At 64.4% G+C, this 15,678-nt stretch carries 11 protein-coding genes and 1 pseudogene; 1 reads left to right on the top strand and 11 read right to left on the bottom strand.

All coding sequences use genetic code 11. The features are described from left to right. Positions 1-8: 8 nt before the first annotated feature. The gene (gene gabT, locus SF06_RS10225; RefSeq protein ID WP_039561188.1) at positions 9-1,289 is read left to right on the top strand and encodes a 4-aminobutyrate--2-oxoglutarate transaminase; all 1,281 of its coding nucleotides are present in this window, start codon (positions 9-11) and stop codon (positions 1,287-1,289) included. A gap of 101 nt (positions 1,290-1,390) precedes the next feature. Here the strand turns inward: gabT and SF06_RS10220 are convergent, their stop codons facing one another. From SF06_RS10220 to oadA, 11 genes and pseudogenes are all read right to left on the bottom strand, one after another. Next, a complete protein-coding gene (locus SF06_RS10220; RefSeq protein WP_052199777.1) occupies positions 1,391-2,128 on the bottom strand; it encodes a hypothetical protein in 738 nt (245 codons plus the stop codon). 114 nt (positions 2,129-2,242) lie between these two features. Further along, positions 2,243-3,232 carry a sulfate/molybdate ABC transporter ATP-binding protein gene (locus tag SF06_RS10215; RefSeq protein ID WP_039561187.1) on the bottom strand — a complete coding sequence of 330 codons (990 nt, stop codon included), beginning with the start codon at positions 3,230-3,232 and terminating at the stop codon, positions 2,243-2,245. Positions 3,233-3,236: 4 nt separating this feature from the next. Then, positions 3,237-4,109 (bottom strand): sulfate ABC transporter permease subunit CysW, encoded by an 873-nt coding sequence (gene cysW / locus SF06_RS10210; RefSeq protein WP_039561184.1) that lies wholly within the window; start codon positions 4,107-4,109, stop codon positions 3,237-3,239. An 11-nt stretch (positions 4,110-4,120) separates the two neighbouring features. Continuing rightward, positions 4,121-4,939, bottom strand: a complete 819-nt coding sequence (cysT, locus tag SF06_RS10205) for a sulfate ABC transporter permease subunit CysT (RefSeq protein ID WP_039561183.1) — start codon at positions 4,937-4,939, stop codon at positions 4,121-4,123. A gap of 15 nt (positions 4,940-4,954) precedes the next feature. Then, complete coding sequence (locus SF06_RS10200) at positions 4,955-5,953, bottom strand: sulfate ABC transporter substrate-binding protein (RefSeq protein ID WP_039561181.1); 999 nt, start codon at positions 5,951-5,953, stop codon at positions 4,955-4,957. A gap of 97 nt (positions 5,954-6,050) precedes the next feature. Beyond that, positions 6,051-6,227 carry a sulfur starvation response protein OscA gene (gene oscA, locus SF06_RS17830; protein WP_065365679.1) on the bottom strand — a complete coding sequence of 59 codons (177 nt, stop codon included), beginning with the start codon at positions 6,225-6,227 and terminating at the stop codon, positions 6,051-6,053. Positions 6,228-6,431: 204 nt separating this feature from the next. Then, positions 6,432-7,079: a hypothetical protein gene (locus tag SF06_RS10195; protein ID WP_234703319.1), complete on the bottom strand. Its 648-nt coding sequence runs from the start codon at positions 7,077-7,079 to the stop codon at positions 6,432-6,434. A 539-nt stretch (positions 7,080-7,618) separates the two neighbouring features. Next, the gene (locus SF06_RS10190) at positions 7,619-10,885 is read right to left on the bottom strand and encodes a hypothetical protein (RefSeq protein WP_039561180.1); all 3,267 of its coding nucleotides are present in this window, start codon (positions 10,883-10,885) and stop codon (positions 7,619-7,621) included. Then, positions 10,878-12,963, bottom strand: a pseudogene (gene tssI, locus SF06_RS10185) (type VI secretion system tip protein TssI/VgrG). Before tssI ends, SF06_RS10190 begins: the two are co-directional and overlap by 8 nt. Positions 12,964-13,008: 45 nt before the next feature. Further along, positions 13,009-13,524 carry an Hcp family type VI secretion system effector gene (locus SF06_RS10180; RefSeq protein ID WP_027588830.1) on the bottom strand — a complete coding sequence of 172 codons (516 nt, stop codon included), beginning with the start codon at positions 13,522-13,524 and terminating at the stop codon, positions 13,009-13,011. Positions 13,525-13,861: 337 nt separating this feature from the next. Next, positions 13,862-15,670 carry a sodium-extruding oxaloacetate decarboxylase subunit alpha gene (gene oadA / locus SF06_RS10175; RefSeq protein WP_039561178.1) on the bottom strand — a complete coding sequence of 603 codons (1,809 nt, stop codon included), beginning with the start codon at positions 15,668-15,670 and terminating at the stop codon, positions 13,862-13,864. Positions 15,671-15,678 lie beyond the last annotated feature (8 nt).

The following is a 15,678-nucleotide window of genomic DNA, read 5'->3' as shown; positions in this document are numbered from 1 at the left end:
GGACGATCATGAGCAAGAGCAACGAAACGCTGATGCAACGCCGCATGGCCGCCGTGCCGCGCGGGGTGGGGCAGATTCATCCGATCTTCGCCGAGCGGGCGGAGAACGCCACCGTCTGGGACGTGGAAGGCCGCGAGTACATCGACTTCGCCGGCGGCATCGCCGTGCTCAATACCGGCCACCTGCACCCGAAGGTGGTGGCCGCCGTGCAAGCGCAGCTGGGCAAGCTGTCGCACACCTGTTTCCAGGTGCTGGCCTACGAGCCCTACGTGGAGCTCTGCGAGAAGATCGCCGCCCGCGTGCCCGGCGACTTCGCCAAGAAGACCCTGCTGGTGACCTCCGGCTCCGAGGCGGTGGAAAACGCCGTGAAGATCGCCCGCGCCGCCACCGGCCGCGCCGGGGTGATCGCCTTCACCAGCGGCTACCACGGTCGCACCATGATGACCCTGGCGCTGACCGGCAAGAAGGTGCCCTATGCCGCCGGCATGGGCCTGATGCCCGGCGGCGTGTTCCGCGCCCAGTACCCCTGCGCGCTGCACGGGGTGAGCGTGGATGACGCCATCGCCAGCATCGAGCGCATCTTCAAGAACGACGCCGAGCCGCGCGACATCGCCGCCATCGTCATCGAGCCGGTGCAGGGCGAGGGCGGTTTCCATGTGGCGCCCAAGGACTTCCTGCAGCGGCTGCGCGCGCTGTGCGACCAGCACGGCATCCTGCTGATCGCCGACGAGGTGCAGACCGGCGCCGGGCGCACCGGCAGCTTTTTCGCCATGGAGCAGCTGGGCGTGGTGCCGGACCTTACTACCTTCGCCAAGTCCATCGCCGGTGGCTTCCCGCTCTCGGGGGTGTGCGGCAAGGCGGAGGTCATGGATGTGATCGCCCCCGGCGGGCTGGGCGGCACCTACGCCGGCAGCCCGATTGCCTGCGCGGCGGCGCTGGCGGTGCTGGAGGTGTTCGAAGAGGAACAGCTGCTGGCGCGCAGCCGTGCGCTGGGCGAGATGATGACCGCCCGCCTGCGGCAGTTGCAGGGCAAGCATCCGGTGATCGCCGAAGTGCGCGGGCTGGGCGCCATGGTGGCGATGGAGCTGTGCGAGGGCGGCGACCCGCATAAGCCTGCGGCCGAGCTGACCGGAAAGATCGTGGCGCGCGCGCGGGAGAAGGGCTTGATCCTGTTGTCGTGCGGCAGCTACGGCAACGTTATCCGCATCCTAGTGCCGCTGACGGTGCCGGACGAGCAGCTGCAGCGTGGCCTGGCGATTCTGGCGGAGTGCTTCGCCGAGCTGGCCTGATGCTCGTCCGCCAGGGCGGTGCACACCGGTTGGTGGACAGGAAAAGCGCTGTCCACCCTACGGGTAGTTTCGGTGTAAGGCGGACAACGCCGGGGCGACGCCTACTCCAGCGCCATCCACTGCTCGCTGAGGTTGCGGGTGTGGCGGTCCACGGCCAGTGGCGCGAAGGGGCGGCCGGAGAGGCTGACCATGGCCGTGCTCTGGCTGTTCATGTCCATGAAGGCGTTACGCAGGTAATTCCAGCGGGTCTTGAGCTTGTCGCCCAGTTCTGGGTTCTGACCCGCCAGGGTTTCCACTTCCTTGTCGATCGCCGGCACCAGGGTGCGCTCGTCCTGACCCAGGTAGGCGTTCGGCTGCTCGCGGGCGATCTCGAAGTTGCCGAAATAGGCGCGGCTCAGGTACTGCACCGACAGGTACTCGATCTTGGCGGCCAGTTCGGCGGGCGTGGCGTCCGGGTGCGCGCGCAGGCCGGTAAGGAAATCCCGCAGCGCCTGGCTCAGCGCCTCGGGGTAGCGCCAGGGCATGTTTTCCTCGCCAGGGCCGAAGTCGACGCCTTGTCGCAACTGGTCGACCAGCGCCTGATGGCGGCGGCGCAGGGTTTCGTCCGGAACCAGGGCCTGCATGGCCTGGCCGAGTGCCTGCAGGTCTTCTTCCAGGCGCTGCAGATGCGCCTTCTGGAAGCCTTCGCCGCGTACCAGCATCAGACTGCTGGTGGCGCGCGTGGCCTGGATCTGCGCGCGCTCGACGGGGGTGGGGGCGGCAAAGGTATGTGCGGGCAGGGTGGCCAGCAGCATCAGGATAGCGCCGAGCCCTCGGCGCAACGGGGCGAAGCGATGCATGGGGGTGCTCCTGTAATTGTTGTAGTGAGCAGGTGACGGCAGTCGGTGACAGCCTAACCCCCGTGATAGCGCAACGTCATCCCTGACGCCGGTTTTGTGAGCGCTGCCTCGTCCTCAGGACAGATGGGCCGGCACGCCGGCCTTGGGCTTGAAGTAGAGCGTCTGGCCGCGTGCCAGGTCGACCAGGCTGGCGTCGTCCTTGGCCACTTCGGCCTCGATGGGCTCTTCCTGGCCGTCCACCTTCAGCGTCACCCGGGTGATGGCGCCCAGCGGGCGGATGTCGCGGACCTCGGCGGGGCGATGCTCGTCCGCGGCGTTGCGCGACAGCGAGATCTCGTGGGGACGGAACAGGATGTGGTGTTCCTCGCCCATGTACAGGCGGTTGGCATCGCCGAGGAAGTGGTAGACGAACGGGTTGGCCGGGTGCTCGTAGACCTCGGCGGGCGAACCGATCTGCTCGATCACGCCCTTGTTCATCACCACGATGCGGTCGGCCACCTCCATGGCTTCCTCCTGGTCATGGGTGACGAACACGGAGGTGAGGTTGATCTCCTCGTGCAGGCGCGCCAGCCAGCGGCGCAGCTCCTTGCGCACCTTGGCGTCCAGGGCGCCGAAGGGCTCGTCGAGCAGCAGGATCTTGGGTTCCACCGCCAGGGCGCGGGCCAGGGCGATGCGCTGGCGCTGGCCGCCGGACAGCTGCTCGGGGTAGCGGTCGCCCAGCCAGTCGAGCTGGACCATCTCCAGCAGTTCCTTGACGCGGCGGGCGATGGTGGCTTCGTCCGGGCGCTCGGACTTGGGCTTCATGCGCAGGCCGAAGGCGACGTTGTCGAAGATGGTCATGTGGCGGAACAGCGCGTAGTGCTGGAACACGAAACCGACGTTGCGGTCGCGCACGTCGCGGGTCGAGACGTCCTCGCCGTGGAACACGATCGAGCCGCTGTCCGGGGTTTCCAGGCCGGCGATGATGCGCAGCAGGGTGGTCTTGCCGCAGCCGGACGGGCCGAGCAGGGCGACCAGCTCGCCGCTGTGGATATCCAGGTTGATGTCGTTCAGCGCGCGGAAGGCGCCGAACTGCTTGTTCACGTTACGGACTTCGATACTCACAGGTTTATTCCTCCGCGCCACTGTGGCGTAGGCGGTTGATGCGCGATTCGCTCCATTGCTTGAGCAGCAGGATGACCAGGGCCAGTGCCAGCAGCAGGCTGGCGACGCTGAACGCGGCGACGTGGTTGTATTCGTTGTAGAGAATTTCGACATGCAGCGGCAGGGTGTTGGTCAGGCCGCGAATGTGCCCGGACACCACCGACACGGCGCCGAATTCACCCATGGCGCGAGCGGTGCAGAGTACCACGCCATAAATCAGCCCCCAGCGGATGTTCGGCACGGTGACGTGCCAGAACATCTGCCAGCCGCTGGCGCCCAGCAGGCGAGCGGCTTCCTCTTCCTGGGTGCCCTGTTCCTGCATCAGCGGGATCAGTTCGCGGGCCACGAACGGCACGGTGACGAACAGCGTGGCCAGCACGATGCCCGGCACCGCGAAGATGATCTGGATGTCGTGCTCCAGCAGCCATTCGCCGAACAGGCCCTGGGCGCCGAACAGCAGCACATAGACCAGACCGGCAATTACCGGCGACACCGAGAAGGGCAGGTCGATCAGGGTCACCAGAATGCTCTTGCCGCGAAACTCGTACTTGCTCACGCACCAGGCGGCGGCCACGCCGAACAGCACATTGAGCGGCACGGAAATGGCCACGGCCAGCAGGGTCAGCCGCAGGGCGGCGAGGGCATCGGGCTCGAAAATGGCGCTGAAGAAGGTGCCGACGCCGGCCTGCAGGGCTTCGGTCAGCACGATCACCAGCGGCAGCAGCAGGAAGAAGGCGAACACGCTCCAGGCGGCGCCGATCAGCGTCAGGCGTCCCCACTGTTTCGGGGCTTGGCGGGCAACGGTGGGAAGCGGCGCCGCCACGGAAAGACTGCTCATGGGCATGCTCCTCAACGGGTCCGGATGTAGCGCTGCAGCAGGTTGATCAGCAGCAGCAGGATGAAGGCGACCACCAGCATCAGCACACCGATGGCGGTAGCGCCGGCGTAGTCGTACTGGTCGAGCTTGACCATGATCAGCAGCGGCAGGATCTCGGTCTTGCCCGGCATGTTGCCGGCGATGAAGATCACCGAGCCGTATTCGCCCACGCCCCGCGCGAAGGCCAGGGCGAAACCGGTGAGCCAGGCCGGCAGCAGCGCCGGCACCAACACGTGGCGGAACACCTGCAGCGGCTTGGCGCCCAGGCAACTGGCGGCTTCCTCGACCTCCCGGGGGATGTCGGCCAGCACCGGCTGCAGGGTGCGCACCACGAAGGGCAGGGTGACGAAGGTCAGTGCCAGGGTGATGCCCAGCGGGCTATAGGCGATTTTCAGGCCCACGGCGCTGGCGAACTGGCCGATCAGGCCGTTGGGCGCGTACAGCGCGGTGAGCGCGATGCCGGCCACGGCGGTCGGCAGGGCGAACGGCAGGTCGATCAGCGCGTCGATCAGCTTGCGGCCGGGGAAGCGATAGCGCACCAGCACCCAGGCCAGCAGCGTACCGATCACCCCGTTGAGCAACGCGGCGCCAAACGCGGTGGCGAAACTGAGCTTCAGCGCGGCCAGTACGCGCGCCGAGGTGGTGATGGCCACGAACTGCTCCCAGGTCAGCTCGGCAGTCTTCACGAACAGCGCGGCCAGTGGAATCAGCACCAGGAAGCTGAGGTAGCACAGCGTGTAGCCGAGGGTCAGTCCGAAGCCGGGGATGACGGGTGAGGTGCGGCGCAACATGGAATACCCCTACCGTCAGTGGGCCTGGTAGATCTGGTCGAACACGCCGCCATCGCTGAAGAACTTCGGTTGCGCCTCCTTCCAGCCATTGAAGGCGCCATCGATGGTCACCAGTTCCAGTTGCGGGAACTGCTCGGCGAACTCGGCGGCCACCTTGGCATTGCGCGGCCGGTAGAAGTTCTTGGCGGCGATGCGCTGGCCCTCTTCGCTGTACAGGTGGTTCAGGTATGCGGTGGCCAGTTCGCGCGTGCCCTTGCGCTCGACATTGCGGTCCACCACGGCGACCGGCGGCTCGGCGAGGATCGATAGAGACGGCACGACGATTTCCAGCGCGTCGCCACCTTCCTCCTTCAGCGCCAGGAACGCCTCGTTCTCCCAGGCCAGCAGCACGTCGCCGATCCGGTTGTTCACGAAGGTGATGGTCGAGCCGCGGGCCCCGGTATCCAGCACGGGCACCTGCTTGTACAGCTGGGTCACGTATTCCTGGGCTTTCTCATCGCTGCCGTACTGCTTCTTGGCCCACGCCCAGGCGGCCAGGAAGTTCCAGCGCGCGCCACCGGAGGTCTTCGGGTTTGGGGTAATGACTTCCACGCCCGGTTTTACCAGGTCGCCCCAGTCCTTCAGTCCCTTGGGGTTGCCCTTGCGCACAAGGAACACGATGGTCGAGGTGTAGGGCGTGCTGGCGTCCGGCAGGCGCGACTGCCAGTCGGCGGGGATCAGCTTGCCGAGGCGGTGCAGTTCATCGATGTCGCCGGCCAGCGCCAGGGTCACCACATCGGCGCGCAGGCCGTCGATCACCGAGCGGGCCTGCTTGCCCGAACCGCCGTGGGATTGCTGGATGGTGACGTCCCCCTTGCCCTGGGCTTTCCAGTGCTGGGCAAAGGCGGAGTTGAATTCCTGGTACAGCTCGCGGGTCGGGTCGTAGGACACGTTGAGCAGCGTGTCGGCCGCCAGGGCCTGGGTGGTAAACAGCGCGCCGGCGAGGGCGGCGAACGCGAAACGGCGAATGGACATGTGAAGCTCCTGAAATGACGGATTCGGATTGCGGCAGTGGTGCGTCTGGGCGCGCCCTCCGGTTGTCCAGTCGGGCCGTGTCGTTGTTCTTCGGCGATTACTTGCGCGGCTCGCTCAGCCGGTACTTTTCCTTGCGCTCGATCTGCACGACGCGGCTGTCGTGCACGGTGATCTCCACCGAGCCGTAGCGCAGATTGCGCAGGGCGGCATGAATCTCGCGCAGCAAGGAAGCGTCTTCGGCCGGCACGTCGAGGCTGCGGGGCGTTGTGCTCATGGGAAGTGCTCCATCGGATTCCCCTCCCCGGGGGAGGGTGGAGCGGACTATAGAGAGGCTTTCTTATTCTTAAAAATATCTTTTAAGAATTTTTATATTCCATAAGGGGATATATGCATTAGCGCCGGCGCGCCCGGTCCAAGGCGGCTGCACCTGCCGAGACTGCAGGGCCTGGTGGGCGGATGCTCGGGTTGGGTCCCGAGATCAGCATCGGCTGAAGGTGAAATCCTCGGCCTGGGGTGTGGCCTGAATGCCCTTGGCTTCCTGGCAGCGGTAATAGGCTTCGATGGTGAGGTTGGGGTCGATCCGGGTCTGGAGCGTGCAGGGCTTTGTCTGCCAGGGGTAGGCGGCAACTTTTTCACGCAGCTTTTTTCCTTCCTTGCGTTTCCACGCCTCGACGTTCAGGTCACGCCATTTACGCGGGTTGCGTCCGGTGGCGGCGTCGTGAGCGGCGGTAACCGGGTCCAGGTGGCGGCTCTGCTCCAGCACCGGTAGATCCGGCAGGGGCTGGCTGACGTCCATGTAGCGCTGCAACGTGTCCCAGAAGGCGTGCAGGTTGTGCTTGTCCAGCCCCAGGGTATGGACCTTGCGGGCCAGGCAGACCTTGATGCCGTCATAGCGGTGGTGAAGCCAGAGGGCGTAGTCATGGCCGCCGTAGCCGGTAGGCAACAACTGCATGGCGGGATCGAACTCATAGAAGGGCGCCACAAAGGGTTTACGGAAGCGACGGGCAATGGTCAGGGTACCGTTCTGGCGATTGAATTCGCTGCCGTCGTGTTTGTAGAAGCGGGCGTAGAGGGCGAGTAGAAGGTCGGCGCCGATGATGGCGTGGAAGGAGAGAAAGATGCCTATCCAAATAAGCGGAGGATGCTCGGACCAATAGCCCCAGAGCGCACCCTTATCCCATGCAATAAATAAAAAAGCGACAACGGCGCCAGTTATCAATGAAAGGTCTGCATATTTTTGCTTTGGGCCTCCGGATAGCCCTAACGTTAAGATTGTGAGAAATACAGCCGGCAAGGAAAGTAATAAATTTGAGTCAAATACAAAATAGATCTCAGCTGTGAAGAAAAACCATGGAAAGAAAAAGCTCAAGAGTTTAGATATGAAAATCAAGTATGGGATTATGCTTGAGTTTTCAAATCGCCAGCGTTGCGCATCGCAGAAAATGAGTGGCTTTTGCCCTTCGGCAAGCTGCTGTTCATATGCTTTATAGGCTTTGCTTTCCAGTTGCGACTCAATCTCCACGGGCGAGTCCAGTCCGGCGTAACGCCCCCAGCGCAGCGGCGTATCAAACAGTCCCCCTTGCTGTTGGCGGGACGGGGGTAGATCGGGAAGCGCATTACTGCGATAGGCGCCGGGGCCGTAGGGAATGCGGTGTTCTTGTGCGCTCATGCCTTGAATTCCGTGGTTTCGATCAGCCAATAAGGGGCGTCGTTCGAGAGGATCGTTGGAGCCGGCAGTCTTCTGAATGCCTCTTGCCAGTCTTGCCAGCGTTTCGGGCTCGGCTGGGGTAGGACCAGCGTTTGTGCCGGACCACCTTTGTCTCCCAGTTTCCCGGGCTGGCTCAGATGGAATTGGGCGCGAAGAACGACTCGCTGGACAATCGTATAGTGATATCGCTCTCGCGGAGTCAGTTGTACCGGAGGGAATTGCCGGGGTAGTACGTAAAGCAACGTGCCGTCGTCCAATGGAAACGCATTCAGTTTGAATTCATTGATGGCTTTTCGATGAAGCGGCTGCATCCTGGCGGCATCGCTACGAGGTAGGGCCTGGACCTGTTCTTCGGCTAGCACTACAAAGTTTCGTCCCCCCTGGAACATTGGGAGCAGGGGCGATTGAAGGGTCATTATCCAGTCGCCGTCTTCCAGTGGTTGCATCTGCGTGGGCTGGCAGCCCAGCGGCATTGGCGAGCGTTTGGAGGCGACTTGGCGTAGTGCCGCACGATGCCTTAATGGGGCGTTTTTTCGCCATTCGGATAAGGGCGCCACCTGAATGATGGGCTTGCCCAGAACGCCGAGCAGTTGCGTGTAGGCGTTCCAGGGGTCGCGCAAGTGGCCGAAACGCTCATCGTCGGACTTTGGATGCTCCTTGCCAAAGGGGCCATGTTTCGCGAGCGCTTCGAGATCCGTGTCGGTGAGCCAGTTAGCCAGCAGGCTGCCGCCTATGAATATCAACCCGCCGATCAGCAGCACCATAGGATTTATCGCCATACCCAGCGTGGCAGCTGTCCATAAGGCGGAGCCGGAGGTGCCCAGTACACCATAGGCAAGCGCCGCATCGCGGTCTCCCTGACGCCAGGCACGGGAGGCATCCCATGCGCTCAGCAAACTTGTAACGACCATTGCTGCGCCCGATATGGCTCTGAGCAGTGTGAGCCTTGAATGGCCTGTCAGTGCTTCGAGGTTTTTTGCCCATTTATCGGAGATTTTCGCGACATTCAAACGCGGCTTTTCAAGCATCTGAACAAGGGAATTGTTTGATCCCAGAATAGGTTTGCTTAAGTTCGATAGGGCAGCGGTCAGATCAATCTGTGCCGAAAAAAGACCCGCAAATGAGCGTAACTCACCTTCCCAGCCCTCTTTCTGCAGACCCTTCATTTCTGCGATCTGCGCCTGCAAGTTGAACACCGCGCAAACCACCGCCACCAATGGAATGGCTGGTGTCTCCAGAACGCCCTGTATCTTGCGGTTGGCCTGCAACTTCCAGGCACTAAGACTCCGTACATGTGGGTGGTCCGCAGGCGCAGCGATAACCGTGCTGCGACCGAGATTCGGTTGGCCCGGCATCCTTCGCGGGCTGTTGGAGGCGAGGGGATTGCCCGCCTGGTCGTGCACGACGGCGTGGCTGTAATTCTTGGTGGTCAGGGTCGTCCGTTCTTCCGGAGTCAGGCCATAGCTCAGGCCGCCCCCTTCAACCCCCAGAATCACCAGCCGTTGTGCCAGCGCCTGTCCGCGCGGCATCAGCTCGAGGCCGCGCCATGAAGGCGACAATGTCTTGAATACACCGAAACTCGGGGCAAACAAACGCGGCAGCTCCACCGCGACCACTGCATCGCTCAGGCGACTGACCTGCGTGCAGATTGCCGTGGAGACGATGTCCATCAGGTCCCCTACCAAGGCCGTGGTGTTCTTGTTCAGCGCCAAGGTATCGATTGCCGAAGCGTCCGCGTCCACCGTTTGCAGCAGAGTACTGAGGCCCATTCGCTGGGGGTTGGCTTCGCGGCTAACCCCGGCCAGGGTTTGTAAACGGATAACCGCTTGCCCCGTGTCGCTGAGGAGCGGTCGAGTAATAGCATGCGTGGCTTCGAGCAGTTGTACCGTTAGCCGGTTGATGGCCTTCTCCAGGTCATCGTCGGCGGACGTCAGGCACAGGGCATCGCGATGGGCTGGGTGCTTGAGGACTTCGAGGAGTTCGCTCATCAACGCGTAGGGCTCCAGCAATCGCTCGTCGTTGCTGAAGAGCCAATCCTGGATGAAAGGCGCCAGCTGGTCTGTCAGTGCGATCAGTCGTGCCAGGATCGCCTCCATGTGGGCGCGCGCGGCGTTGCGCTGCGTTTCACGCGCGGCCTCGCGCACACCCGGCGTATCCAGATACGCCTGCAGGTGCGCCAGGGGGTTGTCGCCGGGGCGCATGACCAGGCTGTAGAGCGCCTGGACATAGGCGCCATGGGGATGCTGGGCGACCAAGGCGTTCTGGGTGAGTAAATATGCGCCCGTCAGGCGTAGCTGGGCGGTGGCATGCCGAAGGCTGAACAATGGGTCGTCGAGTATGAAGCCAATCAGTCGGGGATAGCCGCGCAGGTTGAATTCGACCAATACATCGACGCCGGACTCCAGTGCAGGCAAGGGCTCGGGCTGCGGGTCGCCTTGGTGTTCGGCCAGTTCTTCCTTGGCACGTTGCAATCGCATCACCCATTCGGTTTCAGCGAAGCCGGTGAAGCCGGGTGTAAAGGTTGCCGGGTCAGCCAGGTTACTCTCCACCGCAAAATCCCGCGCCCGCATCCCTTCGCTTAGTGTGTCGATGGCCAGTGCTGGCATGGCCTGGGTCGCCCGCCAATGTTCAGGGCCCACAACGGCGGCGGCCCAAGCGGGAGCCAGGTTTCTGCAGCGCCGCTGAATGCGCGCCATGTCCTGCTCCAACCACGCGATGTACTCCCAGGTCCACGGCAGCTCGCTGTAGGCCATGTGCAGTTCGCCGGCGATCGCCCGGCCCTGCAGCAGCATGGGCAGCAGGATCAGGTACTGGCGGGCGCCGACGGGTGGGCGTTCGTCGGCGTCCAGCCTCTGTTCGGCCTGCTTGCGCCAATGGGCCAGGTCTACTTCGAACAGCTGTCCCGTGCCATCAGCCTCCAGCTCGCGCCACAGCCGGTTCCCCCAGAAGACATAGATGCGACCCGGCCGGGGCAGTGCCCCCTTGGGCGCTTCGTTCTGCCTGTCGTACCCCGGCAGGCGGGCCAGCGGCAGGACGGCGAGCAGGGTGTTTTTCTGAAGATCCGGTTGTTCTGTCGTGCTGCGCGCGTCGTCCAGCAACGGGATGGTCAGGGTGCCGCCGTCGCTGCGCGCGATGTTCAACACCAGGCGTGCCTGGCGTGCGTCGTCATACTCGGTGCGCTTGCGTACGCCCTGCTCGATGGTCTGGTCCTTCAGTTCACTCATGACCCTGGTCCTTGGGATCAAGCAGTTGCAGTTGGCTGCCGAGCGCGGGATCGCCCCAGACATCGACGATCAGGGTTCGTTCACCCGGCTCAGCAGCGTCGAGATCGCTGTGCTGCCCAGCGGCCTGGTGGGATGCCGAACGTTCGCTCGCCGCTGGTGGCGTGTCGGTTTCACTCACCTGCGGCAGCAATGGCTGCGCCCCGGCGCCTTTCCCCGCGCTTCCGCCCGAATTCAGCCTCACCTGCGCCCCCACCAGTGTCACGCCGCTGGCGTCCAGCTTCACGAAGCTGCCGCCGACCTTGAGGGTCAGTTCGCTGCCGGCTTGCAGGACGATCTTCTCGCCGCTGGCGAGATGGATTTCCTGACCGGCCTCGATGAACTGCCCGGCCCCCAGCTTCAGGTGCTGGCTGCCCTGCACGGTGAGGTGGTCGTCGGCCCTGAGCTCCGCCAGGCGGTTGCCGTGGGTGATGCGGTGTTCCTCGCCCTTGAGCGCGCTGTGGCTGTCGCCCGCGACGGTACAGTGGCGTTGGTTGCCGATCCACAGGCGATGGTCATGGTTGATGTGCTGTTCCCAGTCGCGCTGGGCGTGTACGTGGATGCGTTCGGCGCCCTGGCGGTCTTCGATGCGCAGTTCGTGGAAGCCTTGGCCGCCGGGCGAGCTGCGGGTCCGGAACACACTGCAGGCGCGCTGGTCCGGCAGCGGGCAGGGGGGGTCATGTTCGGCGTGGTAGAGGCAACCGGTGACCAGCGGGCGGTCAGGGTCGCCATCCAGGAAGCTGACCAGCACCTCCATGCCGACACGTGGGATGAGCAGGGCGCCGTACTGGTCACCGGCCCAGCCACTGGCCACGCGCAGCCAGGCGCGGCTGTGCGTAGCGGCAGCGGCTTCGCGCTCCCAGTGGAAGCGCACCTGGACGCGGCCATGCTCGTCGCAGTGGATGTCCTCGTCGTCCGGTCCGGTGACCACCGCCGTCTGGGCAGAGAGCAGGCTGGGTCTGGCCTGCAGGCAGGGCAGGCGGTAGGGCGCTTGCCAGGGGATGGCGACGAAGCGGTTGCGGTAGCCGGGCGGGTCCGCGGGCGCGGATTCGCGGTGGCCGGCAAAGGCTTCGAGCACTTGCGGCTGGTAGCCCTGGTGGTGAACCTCGGTGAGCAGCCATAGCTGGTTGAAGTCGTCGCGGGGATGCCCTTGCAGCTCCAGGAAGTGGCCGCTGGCAAGCAAGGGCTGGCTGCTGCTGCCTTCGGCGCGCAGGGCATCATGCTGAAGACCTTCCAGTGCGCGACGGGCGAGCTGGGTGCCGCGGCTGCGATCGGTGAAGCGGCCCGGGTAGTGGTATTGCTCACCGGTGCTGGAAGGCGTGTCGGCCTGCGAGGCACTGCTCTGCATCTGCAGGCGGGGCTGGCGCTCGTCATGATCCCGCGGTCACGGTGTCGCTGCGGCTTTCCAGGCGCACGGTGAAGCGCTGAATGGCCGGAGTTTCCTGCGGCTGGCCGCTGTCGGGCCGGAACGGCTGGAGCGCGGACAGCCGGGGAAAGACCGTCTGATCATCGCCGAAAACCAGCACATGACCCTGTTTCGCGCTGTGGCGGAAGTGGTAGTGCAGGCCTTCCTCTTCGCACAGCCGCCGCAGGAAGTGCAGGTCGCTTTCCGCGTACTGCACGCAGTACTCGCGGGCGGGATACTCCGTTTCCGGGAACTGGCAGGCGTCGCCCTGGATGCCATGCTCGGCCAGCAGCTGCCGGAGGATCTGCGGCACGCTCTTCTGCTGGTAGATGCGGCAGTTGCGCCGCTGCTCCAGCCAGGCAAGTGCGGGGCGCAGCTCGATGCGGTAATGGCTGAGATGTACGGTGCACTGGGTCTGCTCGACGCGCCAGACCAGGCCATGCAGGCCGCGGCCCTGGCCGAGATCGAGCCAGGCCGGCTGACGCAGCAGGGCCGCCAGGTCGAGGTCCGGCTGCCGGCTGACCAGGTGCAGGTCGATGGAGTAGGGCTGGCCGATGATTTCCACGGCCTCGAAGGCCAGCACCTGCAGCTCCAGGTCAGCCAGCGACAGGTTGAAGCGGGGGCTCGACATAGACATTCCTTGTCGGCGAGGGCGCCCCGGTTGCGGAGCGCCCTTCCAGGCTTACACGTTCGGCGCGCGCCAGTCGTCCGAGCCGGAGGTGCCGGCGACTTCATGGGTCCAGATGATCTTGCGGTAAGTGAAATAGACGTCTTCCAGGTGGGTGAAGTGGGTCATGTCCGGGTCCTGGCAGTTGGGCATGCGCGACTGCACGTCGACGATCACCGCGTCCTCCAGCTCGATGGTGAAGTAGTGCTCCTGGGTGCCGGTGGAGGAGGTGCGGAACCATTCCAGGCGGCACTTGTTCAGGCGCTCGCCGGAGGTCAGGGCGTTGAAGATCAGCGGCGACGACTTGTCGAACACCTTGCTGACCATCAGAGGCTTGTGCACGCGCTGGCCGGTCGGCTGGCCGGACTGCGGGTCGCGGGGAATGATCACCTGATGGCTGAAGGCCTGGACGAGGATCTGGTCCTCATGGCCTTCCTGGAAGATGTTGCCGACCGAATCCTCGGTGAAGGTGCCGGCGGTGATCAGGCCCTGCTTGCTGCCCTCGATGGTCAGGTAGGCGGGAGTTGGCATGGGTACGCTCCTTGTAGATGGGTAGGGTTGCCCCGATCCCATGGCAAGCGGCGTGCCTGAAGCATAAAAGTCTTTTGCATCAATGGGTTGGAAGCCTGTTGCAGGCGCGGTGTGCGGCGTGTCACGGGAAATTGCGCAACAAGCTGCGCGGCGGATGGCGGCAGGCTGCGCAGCAGGGCTGCCCAGTCCTTTTTGTAGGAGCGAATTCATTCGCGAGCTGTTGGGCTCGACAGTCTGGACGGTCGCCGGAAGGCTCGCGGACGCGTCCGCTCCCACAAAAAGCCCTCCATAAAAAAGGGGAGCATCCTGCTCCCCGATGAGGAAACTGTGTTGGGAATCAGCCGGCGATTTCGATCAGCACTTCGCCCGGCGTGACGCGGTCCCCCTTGGCCACATGCACGGCCTTTACCGTGCCGGCGATCGGCGCCTGTACCTCGGTTTCCATCTTCATCGCCTCGGCGATCAGCACGGGTTGGCCGGCCTTGACCACATCGCCTTCCTTGACCAGCACATCGACGATGTTGCCCGGCATGTGGGTGCTGACATCCCCGGGGGCGCTGACCTGCTTGCGGTTGCCCGCTCCGCCGGCCACGAAGGTGTTGAGCGGCTCGAACACCACCTCCTCGGGCATGCCGTCGATGGACAGGAAGAAGTGGCGCTTGCCGCCGCCTTTCACGCCCACGCCGGTGATGTCCACGCGGTAAGTCTCGCCGTGCACATCGATGATGAACTCGGTGGGCACGCCCTCGTCGGCCGGACTGGCGCCGGTGCCGTTGGACATCGGCAGCAGCGGTTCCGGGGTCAGGGTGCCGGCGGCGCGCTCTTCCAGGAACTTGCGGCCGATGTCCGGGAACATGGCGAAGGTCAGCACGTCCTCCTCGGACGTTGCCAGCCCGCCGATCTCCGCGCGCAGACGGTCCATTTCCGGCTTGAGCAGGTCGGCCGGACGGCAGACGATCACCTCCTCATGGCCGATGGCCTGGAAGCGCAGGTGTTCGTTTACCTCGCCCGGCGCCTTGCCGTAGCGGCCCTGCAGGTACAGCTTCACCTCGTTGGTGATGGTCTTGTAGCGCTCGCCGGCCAGCACGTTGAAGAACGCCTGGGTACCGACGATCTGCGAAGTCGGGGTGACCAGCGGCGGGTAGCCAAGGTCCTTGCGCACCCGCGGAATTTCCGCGAGTACCTCGTCCATGCGGTGCAGGGCGCCCTGCTCCTTGAGCTGGTTGGCCAGGTTGGAAATCATCCCCCCCGGCACCTGGTTGACCTGCACGCGGGTGTCCACGCCGGTGAATTCGCTTTCGAACTGGTGGTACTTCTTGCGCACCCCGTAGAAATACAGGCCGATCTCCTGCAGCAGCTCCAGGTCGAGGCCGGTGTCGTACTCGCTGCCACGCAGGGCGGCGACCATCGACTCGGTGCCTGGGTGGCTGGTGCCCCAGGCCAGGCTGGAGATGGCGGTATCGATGCGGTCGGCGCCGTTCTCGATGGCCTTCAGCTGGCACATGCTGGCCACGCCGGCGGTGTCGTGGGAGTGCACCACCACCTCCAGCTGCGGCAGCGCCTGCTTGAGGGCCTTGACCAGCGCGCCGGTGGCGTAGGGCGTCAGCAGGCCGGCCATGTCCTTGATGGCGATGGAGTCCACGCCCATGGCGGCCATCTGCCGGGCCTGCTCGACGAAGGCGTCGATGGTGTGCACCGGGCTGGTGGTGTAGGCGAGAGTGCCCTGGGCGTGCTTGCCGGCCTTCTTCACCGCGCGGATGGCGGTTTCCAGGTTCCGCACGTCGTTCATGGCGTCGAAGATGCGGAACACGTCGATGCCGTTCTCGGCCGCCTTGGCGACGAAGGCTTCCACCACGTCGTCGCTGTAGTGGCGATAGCCGAGCAGGTTCTGGCCGCGCAAGAGCATCTGCAGACGGGTGTTGGGCAGCGCGGCGCGCAGCTGGCGCAGGCGTTCCCACGGGTCTTCCTTGAGGAAGCGAACGCAGGCGTCGAAGGTGGCGCCGCCCCAGACTTCCAGCGACCAGTAACCCACGCGATCCAGCTTGTCGCAGATCGGCAGCATGTCCTCGGTGCGCATGCGGGTGGCCAGCAGCGACTGGTGCGCATCACGCAGGATGGTGTCGGTAACGGTGATCTTCTTGGTCATGGTTCAGT

Origin of the sequence: Pseudomonas flexibilis (genome assembly GCF_000802425.1) — a bacterium.
Lineage (GTDB): Bacteria > Pseudomonadota > Gammaproteobacteria > Pseudomonadales > Pseudomonadaceae > Serpens > Serpens flexibilis.
Note: the sequence above shows the minus strand (reverse complement) of the source record. Positions and strands in the feature narration are given on the sequence as shown.